This window comes from Marinobacter shunpengi (assembly GCF_045449715.1).
In the GTDB taxonomy this organism is placed as follows: domain Bacteria; phylum Pseudomonadota; class Gammaproteobacteria; order Pseudomonadales; family Oleiphilaceae; genus Marinobacter.
In genome coordinates, this window is sequence record NZ_JBJJLA010000008.1 from 84344 (window position 1) to 92734 (window position 8391).

Annotated in this window: 9 protein-coding genes; 5 read left to right on the plus strand and 4 right to left on the minus strand. The window is 60.6% G+C overall.

Annotation, left to right across the window (positions count from 1 at the left end; all coding sequences use genetic code 11):
* Nucleotides 1-235 precede the first annotated feature (235 nt).
* Complete coding sequence (locus tag ACJO3T_RS03005) at nt 236-1954, plus strand: tetratricopeptide repeat protein (protein ID WP_406962405.1); 1719 nt, start codon at nt 236-238, stop codon at nt 1952-1954.
* 10 nt (nt 1955-1964) lie between these two features.
* Here ACJO3T_RS03005 and ACJO3T_RS03010 read toward each other — a convergent pair whose 3' ends face one another.
* Nucleotides 1965-2831 (minus strand): YicC/YloC family endoribonuclease, encoded by an 867-nt coding sequence (locus tag ACJO3T_RS03010; RefSeq protein WP_406977730.1) that lies wholly within the window; start codon nt 2829-2831, stop codon nt 1965-1967.
* 208 nt (nt 2832-3039) lie between these two features.
* Here ACJO3T_RS03010 and rph point away from each other — a divergent pair, with 208 nt between their 5' ends.
* On the plus strand, nt 3040-3756 hold the full coding sequence (gene rph / locus ACJO3T_RS03015) for a ribonuclease PH (protein WP_406962401.1): 717 nt from the start codon (nt 3040-3042) through the stop codon (nt 3754-3756).
* Between the two features lie 76 nt (nt 3757-3832).
* On the opposite strand, the gene ACJO3T_RS03020 is transcribed toward rph, so the two are convergent.
* A complete protein-coding gene (locus ACJO3T_RS03020; protein WP_406977732.1) occupies nt 3833-4642 on the minus strand; it encodes an exodeoxyribonuclease III in 810 nt (269 codons plus the stop codon).
* An 82-nt stretch (nt 4643-4724) separates the two neighbouring features.
* Here ACJO3T_RS03020 and pyrE point away from each other — a divergent pair, with 82 nt between their 5' ends.
* Together pyrE and ACJO3T_RS03030 are read left to right on the plus strand one after the other, a co-directional pair.
* The gene (pyrE, locus tag ACJO3T_RS03025) at nt 4725-5363 is read left to right on the plus strand and encodes an orotate phosphoribosyltransferase (RefSeq protein ID WP_406962397.1); all 639 of its coding nucleotides are present in this window, start codon (nt 4725-4727) and stop codon (nt 5361-5363) included.
* A gap of 127 nt (nt 5364-5490) precedes the next feature.
* Nucleotides 5491-6141, plus strand: coding sequence for a DUF4124 domain-containing protein (locus ACJO3T_RS03030; RefSeq protein WP_406977733.1), 651 nt, complete (start codon nt 5491-5493; stop codon nt 6139-6141).
* A gap of 73 nt (nt 6142-6214) precedes the next feature.
* On the opposite strand, the gene ACJO3T_RS03035 is transcribed toward ACJO3T_RS03030, so the two are convergent.
* A complete protein-coding gene (locus ACJO3T_RS03035) occupies nt 6215-6760 on the minus strand; it encodes a hypothetical protein (RefSeq protein WP_406962393.1) in 546 nt (181 codons plus the stop codon).
* Nucleotides 6761-7130: 370 nt separating this feature from the next.
* On the opposite strand from ACJO3T_RS03035, the gene ACJO3T_RS03040 reads away from it, so the two are divergent.
* Nucleotides 7131-7829 carry a fibronectin type III domain-containing protein gene (locus ACJO3T_RS03040; protein ID WP_406962392.1) on the plus strand — a complete coding sequence of 233 codons (699 nt, stop codon included), beginning with the start codon at nt 7131-7133 and terminating at the stop codon, nt 7827-7829.
* 46 nt (nt 7830-7875) lie between these two features.
* Here ACJO3T_RS03040 and ACJO3T_RS03045 read toward each other — a convergent pair whose 3' ends face one another.
* On the minus strand, nt 7876-8223 hold the full coding sequence (locus ACJO3T_RS03045) for a DUF2782 domain-containing protein (protein ID WP_406962390.1): 348 nt from the start codon (nt 8221-8223) through the stop codon (nt 7876-7878).
* Nucleotides 8224-8391 lie beyond the last annotated feature (168 nt).

Sequence of the window (8391 nt, forward strand, 5' to 3'; positions counted from 1 at the left end):
TGGGCCGGAAACCACCGATACACCTTGATGTGACAGCTGTCGCCGCCATAGAATTGAGCGGTTTTCCCGCGTGAAGGACCCGCGTCAAGCGCATGGTCACTGTAAGGGAGTGTTTGGCGGTGATTGATTTCGGGCGCACAGGCCTCCCTCCAACGGTTGTCCCACTCATCAGGAGGCCATGGCGACTGCCACACGGAATCGGTGTGGCTGACACTCAATCGGATGTATCACGACTATGGACAGTAACGTTTCTGGCAAAGACCACGCCCTGATCAGGGATGAACTGGACAAGATCCTCCATTCCAAACCCTTTGCCCAGGCTCCTGCCGTTCGGGCCTTTCTTGAATTTGTTGTCACCGAAACGATGGCCGGGCGCGGTGACCAGATCAATGCCTACACCATCGCATCGGAAGTTTTTGACCGGGGCGCCCAGTTTGATCCGTCCAGCGATACCATCGTGCGGACAACCGCGGGTCGGATCAGAAAAGGGCTTCAGGCCTACTACAGCGACTGCGGGCAGGACGCCCGGGTTGTCATCAGCTTGCCGAAGGGAAGGTACGTGCCCTCATTCGAGTTCCGGGACCTGCCTGCGCCACCGCAACCGGACTCATCCAGCGAAGTATCCGTTAGTCGATCACCACGTTCGCGCCCAGTCCTGCTAGCGGTCGCCTGTCTGTTGGCAGTGGTCGCTACTGGCCTGTCGGCGCTTTTCTGGTGGCAGAGCGAACCGGAATCCCTGCCTACCGACATCGTTATCGACGTGCACCCGGTTCAGCTCCTCAACCAGGAAGACCAAGCACTGGCCCGGGCCATTGATAGCCGTCTTGCCCCCTCTCTGTCGCACATCGGGCTGGCGCGGATCACCCCTCCTGCGGCACTGCCGGGCAAAACAGCGGGAGAACCCACCGAAAAGACGGACAATTTCAACAACATCGCGTTTACCTTGCAGCCAACGCTCACAACTGGCCCGAACCCCGAGCTGCTCTGGCAGTTGATCGATAATGAAACCGGCTATTTGTTGTGGGCCGCCAAAGAACGACTATCAGGAACCGACTCCGCCTCAATCAGCAGAGCTGTTAACAAGGTTTCGTTCCAGGTTCTTGGCGAAGGCGGCGCAGTACCCTTGACGCTGGACCGATACCACAGTGATACCTTCTCGAAACAGACCTGCCTGTCACGGGCACAACTGATGCGAGCGGTGGAGAGGGCCAGCGTATACCCTGACATGCGCGAATGCCTCGAACGTATTGTCACCCAGTTCCCAACCGATGCCTCGGCCTGGGCCGTCCTGAGTACCTTCTACACGGTGAGGACACGCTACTACGCCTTCGGCGGACCTGAAGAGCGGGCAGAGCTCATCAGACTCGCCGACCATGCCGCTGCAAACGCCGAGGAGTTCGCCCCCCACGCCTACCTCACCAAGGTCGCGCTGATGCACCTGGCGCTTCGCCAACGGAAGATCGAGGAGTTCGACCAGCTTCAAAGGCAGATCAGGACCCGCTATCCGGGGGACATCTATCTCAAACTGCGTATTGCCAGCCGTATCGCCAGATTGGGCCGCGGTTGGGAGGCACTGGAAATATACGATGAGGCGCGGGAAGACTGGGGCATTAACCTCCGGTCAAGAGCGGCCGAACTCGCCCTGGCCTACTTTGTCGAAGGCGAATACGAGCGTGCCTATCAGGAAATCGTACGAACAGGCTCCCGGCAACGCTACGTGTTGACGCTCAAAGTTGCCATCTTTGGAAAGATGGGCATGGTGGAAGAGGCCCAGCCGGTCATTGATGAACTTGTGGAGAACAACCCCGACATCAGGGAAACCTATTACCCGTGGCTTGCCGAACTCAGTTGGGAGCATCCTCTGCTGCTCGATATTGCCGACGGTCTTGCCAGGGCGGGCCTTATTGTAAACATCGAGGAAACCAGCGAATCTCCCAACATCGTAGATACCTGATAGCGGGACATCACTCCAGGTTCTGCACCTGCTCCCGCATCTGCTCTATGTAGACCTTCATATCCACCGCAATCCGGGTGACATCCGCGTCGATGGACTTGCTGCTGAGGGTATTGGCCTCGCGGTTGAGTTCCTGCATCAGGAAATCCAGCCGTCGGCCAATGGCGTCGTTGCGCTGGAGGGTCTCCGAGACTTCGTTCAGGTGGGCATCCAGCCGGTCCAGTTCCTCGGCCACATCGGATTTCTGGGCCAGCATGACCATCTCCTGGCTGATCCGGTCGGCGTCCAGTTCAATCAAGGCGGCACGGAAACGCTCCCGCAGGGATTCCTCCTGGGCCTTCAACAGTTCCGGCATCCGCTCCCTCACCTGGCTGACCAGTGCGCTCATGGCGGACAGGCGTTCGTCGAATAATGGGCGCAGACGCTCACCTTCCCGTTCGCGCACCTTCACCAGGTCGTCCACGGCACGGCGGAACAGCTCATCCGCCGCAGTCTTGACCGGGCTCAGGTCAGGCTCCTCCCGCTCCAGCACCCCCGGCCAGCGAAGCACGTCGATGGCGCTGATGTGGGCGGGGTTGTCCAGCATTCGATTGACATGATTAATGGCCTCATTGAGTGACCCTGCCAGCCGCTCATTGACCACCAGACCGGTATCGGCGGTATCCGATGCCTGCAGGCGCATGCCGACATCCACCTTGCCGCGCCCCAGGGTCTTGCGGAGATGTTCCCTGAACCCGTTCTCCAGCTCCCGCAAGGCTTCCGGCAACCGGAAGGACGGCTCCAGATAACGGTGGTTCACGGTACGGATCTCGCAGGTCAGCACGCCCCATTCTGCCTGGGCTTCCTGGCGGGCGAAGGCCGTCATGCTTCTGATCATGGTTGCTCCGGGTCGGTCGGTTACATTGGGTAACAGTCTATCAGTTCGGACACCGGAAAATCCTGCTCTTTCCCAGCAGGATTCGATCGCCGCCAGGCAGGTCCCGAAGAGCCGCCCGTGTTATACTCCCTGTCCTTTTCCCCACTACCGGCAGCACATGCCGCTGACCGGCCTCAATCAATTCTCCAGTTTTACAGAAGGACTAGCTATGCGACCGAGCGGACGACAGCCCGACCAGCCCAGAGACGTCAGGCTCACACGCCACTTCACCCGTCACGCGGAGGGTTCCGTGCTGGTGGAATTCGGCGATACCCGGGTCATCTGTACCGCCTCCGTGGAAAACAAGGTCCCCCCTTTCCTGCGCGGCGCCGGCCAGGGCTGGATCACCGCCGAATACGGCATGCTGCCCCGCTCCACCGGCAGCCGCATGGGCCGGGAGGCCGCCCGGGGCAAACAGGGCGGACGCACCGTGGAGATCCAGCGCCTCATTGGTCGCTCCCTGCGGGCCGCGGTGGATCTGGATGCCCTGGGCGAACACACCATTACCATCGACTGCGATGTGATCCAGGCGGATGGCGGCACCCGCACCGCCGCCATCACCGGTGGCTGCGTGGCCCTGGTGGATGCCCTGAACCACCTGGTGAAGGAAGGACGACTGTCGAAGTCCCCCCTCAAGCAGATGGTCGCGGCCCTGTCCGTCGGCGTATACCAGGGCACCCCGGTGGTGGACCTGGATTACCCGGAAGACTCCGAGGCGGAAACCGACATGAACGTGATCATGACCGACCAGGGTGGTTTCATCGAAATCCAGGGTACCGCCGAAGGTGCGCCCTTCGACCAGGAAGAGCTGGACAGCATGCTGACGCTGGCCAAACAGGGCATCAATCAGTTGTTCGACATCCAGAAGTCAGCGCTGGCGGAATAATCCCCCTCTCGCCGGCCGATCATAAAAAAAGCGCGGCGGATAACTCCGGCGCGCTTTTTTTATACCCGACAACTGGTCAGAAACCGATATCGATGTCGTAGTCCATGATCAGTGGGGCATGGTCCGAGAAACGGGCGGACTCGTCGATCCAGCCGTCGCGGATGGTCCTGCGGATGCCCGGTGTCAGCATCTGGTAGTCGGCGCGCAGTCCCACATTCTTGCGCTCGCCACCGTCCCATTCCGGCCACCAGGTGAACTGGTTACTCTGCTTGTTGATCTCGCGGAAGGCGTCAATGGCGCCCAGCTCGTCAAACAGGCGATCAAGGAACGCGCGCTCATGGGGCAGGAAGCCGGACACATCGAGCTGGTGATAGACAGGGCTGGCATCGGTGACATGCTGGGCGGTTTGCAGGTTGGCGCAGAAGATGAACTGGCGCCGCTTTCGGAGCGTCTTCTGCATGTGCATGCCAAACGCATCCATGAACTCGTCCTTGTGATCGAGGACGGTCAGGTCGTTCTCGTCGCCCAGCAGTTCCTCTTCGCGGCCCAGGGCGCAGGGGGCAAGCACGCTGGCCACGCTGACGCGGTCGAAGTCCGCCTGGATAAACCGGCCTTCCCGGTCCGCCTGTTCGCTGGCAAAGCCATACATGATGGCCTTTGGGAAATGGCGCGTATAGATGCCCACGCCACCGTGCTCGTCCAGCTCGCCGTCGATAAAGTAGGCTTCGTACCCCTCGGGAATAAGGTTCCGGTCCTCTATCTCATAGACCCGCATGCGATGGTCCTGAACACAGATTACGTCGGCGTCCTGGTCGGCAATCCAGTCAAAGAAGCCCTTGTCAATCGCCTGTTCCAGGCCACTGACGCTGATTGATACTACACGCATACGTATTCCCTGATTCAGTTTGTGTGTATGATACCGGTTTTATACGTATTTGAAAGAACCAGACCCCGCCAGAAGCCTTGTCATGCACGACTACCAGCGCGATTTCATCGAGTTTGCCATTCACCGGGAAGTGCTCCGTTTCGGTGAGTTCACCCTGAAGTCAGGTCGCACCAGCCCCTACTTCTTCAATGCCGGACTGTTCAACAGCGGCAACGACCTGTTACGGCTGAGCGAGGCCTACGCCGCCGCCCTCACCCGGAGCGGGTTGGATTATGACATTATTTTCGGCCCTGCCTATAAGGGCATTCCCTTGGCCACCACCACCGCCATGGCGTTGGCACGGCAGGGAGATAACCGGCCCTGGGCCTTCAACCGCAAGGAAGCCAAGGACCATGGCGAGGGCGGCAACATTGTCGGCGCGCCGTTGCAGGGCAAGGTGCTGATTATCGACGATGTCATCACCGCCGGCACGGCCATCCGGGAATCCATGGCCATTATCGAGGCGGCGGGCGCCACCCCCGCCGGCGTGCTGATCGCCCTTGACCGCCAGGAACGGGGCCAGGGTAACCTGTCCGCGATTCAGGAGGTGGAACAGAATTACGGCATACCGGTCATAAGCATCATCCGGCTGGATCAGGTCCTGGAGTACATTAAAGGACATCCGGATTTTGCCGGCCATACGGACCGTATTGCCGCCTATCGGGCGGAATACGGCGTGTGAGCCTGCCAGGGCAGTCGGACGTTTTTTCAGGCCTGTGACATAGCCCGGAAATACGCTCCCCATGTCTGGTATGCTCTTGCTGCATACAGATATTGATGTACGCCATTAACCAACAACGGTGTCACCGGTGAGACCGACGAAACTGACAACCTGCCTTCTCGCTGCCACCTGCCTGCTGGTAACCAGCCTGGCCGATGCCAGGATGTACCGCTACAAGGACGACAACGGGCAGATGGTGATCAGCAATACCGTTCCCCAGGAAGCCTCCACCCGCGGCTATGAGATCCTCAACAGCCAGGGCCGGGTGGTCGATCGCGTCGACCCCGCCCCCACGGAAGAGGAGCTGCAACAGCGGGCCGAGGAAGAACGCCGGCAGCAGGAGGCCGCGGAACAGCGGGAGCGGGACAAGGCCCTGCTACGCCGCTACCGGCACCCGGACGACGCGGTTCGCGCCCTCCACCGCAAGATTGATGAGCTGGAAGGTCTGAACCAGCTCAAGCAGGGCAATATTTCGGTGATTGAATCGCAACTGGACTCCGAACAGTCCAAGGCCGCCGACCTGGAACGGTCCGGCCGGGACATCCCTGAATCCACCCTGGACAAGATTGACCGCCTGGAGCAGCAGATCCGGGAGCTGGAAGCAGAGATTAATGCCCAGAACCGGGAAATGGAGAAGATCCGCGAAAGCTACGTGGAGGATATTGAGCGGCTGGAAGTGATCACCGAGCAGGACAGGACGCTGCCCCTGGATCCGGACGCTGCCAGGGAAAGCCGATAACCACTCCCACCCGCAAAAACGAAAGGCCACCGTCACGGTGGCCTTTTTGCATTACACGGTCAGTCGACCGCAATCAGGCACTGGTGGTACTCTTCGTGCCTGCGGAACGGCTCCGGGTACTGCGGCTGCCGGAAGTCGTCTTGCGGGTGCTCCGTGTGGCCCTGGACACTTCCTTGCTGGCCGAATCCGCCGCCCCGGATACGTCCCTGGCCGTGGACTGGGCACCGCGGGACACGCGGTTAGCAGTCTTCTGCGCCTTGTTGGAGACATCACTGGCGGTGGACTTGGCCGTGGATGACACCTCATCCGCCACATCGTCGGCGGCCTGGCTCACGGACCGCGCGGTATCGGCGGTCTCCTTCTCCAGGCGGGCCACCACATCCGCGGCGAAGCTGCCGACCCGATTGTTAAAGTCCCTCAACTGGTCAAAGACCTTGCCACTGGCGCCGTTGTAGCGCTTGCGAAGATTCTTGACACGATACTGGCGAACTTCGGTTTCGATCCGTTCCGCCAGATCGAAGGGCTTGGCCGAAATCTGCTTCTGTGTGTTCTCGGCGGCATTGATGCCCTTGTCCACCATGCCCTGAAGTTGTTCCTGCCAGGTATGTAGCCTGCTCATATCGAACTCCCCTTGATCTGTGTCTGATAACCCGAACCGGAGGAATCAGACTCTCCGGCGATGTCAGTTACAGCATAGGGAGAGAAGTTAGAGTATTCATACTAATCCAGTCATCCGCCCCCGAACGGTAATTCGGTGAACCAGCCAGCAATTTTCAGAATGGTCACTTGAGACAACATTCCGGTTGCTCATACTTCTGAATCGTTTTCGTGCGCAGTGGCATCCGGGAGGCCCACGTCCCGACCATAACCGGTGCAGCAGGGCATTCTCCTGCTCATAGCGAAGCACCGGCAACCTGACCCGACCGGCCCCAACACCCATTCACTGGCCGGTGACTATCGGGTGCAGGCACAACGTGCGAGGAAACATCATGGCGTTTCAGGAAGAACGCAGGATACTGTCATGGAGTCTGGCGGCGCTGTTCAGTCTGGCCCTGACCGGCTGTGGCGGTGATTCAGGAACATCCAGTGCAGCGGAACCGGCAGATACCGGGACACAGACCGCCAGCGAGCCGGACCATACACCGGACGCCGGAACGACCGGGAACCAACAGGACCAGACCAACGCCGGTTCCGACCAGCCGGACAAGGCCGTTTCCGATGAAGGCAGCGCTCCCCCCCAGATCGCCCAGCCGGGCGTTGTGGTTGAGAACCCCATTTTTGCCGACCCGATCCAGGCGCCAGTGCCGGACGATGCGGAAACGGACCATGCCGACAGCGACAGCAGTCCGCAACCGGAGGACCCCGCCACCGGCGACGACCCGGTGGTCACCGAACCCGAACCGGAGAACCCCGACCCGGTGGTCCGGCGCCCCACCCTGCAATGGGAAGGCCCCCTTACCCGGGAGGACGGCAGCAAGCTGTATCCCGGAGAGGTCAGGGGCTACCGGGTCTACTACCGGCTGCGACACCAGGAGCAGTTCGATTCCCTGGTGGTCGAAGGCCCGGACACGGACAGCCTGCTGCTGGACGACTTCAAACCGGGCGCCTACGAGTTCGCCGTCAGCACCCTGGACAGCAACGGCCTGGAAAGTCAGCGCTCCGAGCCAGTCCCCGTGGATCTGATCTGAGGGCCCGACGCCACAGGCCTCAACCCGGGGCCGGGCCCGAGCGAATCTACCAGCGGAACAGGACCCAGCTTGGCACCAGCAGGGAGGACTCCCCCTCCCTGATCCAGCCGCCGCCTTCAGCGGGTACCAGATAGTAGGAGGGCCCCACCCTGGGCACAACCTTGATCTCCCGTATTTCGCCCCTGATCCGGTACTCGTAGTACACCACATCCTCCCCCGGCCGGATCACGATCTGTGACTCCGAGGTGTCCGGCTGGTACTCCGGCATGACCACCGGTTCGTCCGGAGCATCGGGTTTTTCATCCAGGGGCGAGTCGGCGGCATCCTGGGCCCGGGCGGACTGGAAAACCACCAACAGGGACAGCGCCAACAGGGAGACGGAGAGCCTTTTCATGATAACCTCTGTGTTCGACAGGCCGCTGTTGCGATACCTTATCTGAAGCGTTGCACAAGCCTCCCGAACCTTCAAACAGATTCCGGATTCCCCTGGTGTCCCTTAACATAAGTTCGCAGCGTTTCAGAGGCTGTGTCAGGCATTACTACAAGGCGCGTTCCGCCGGGA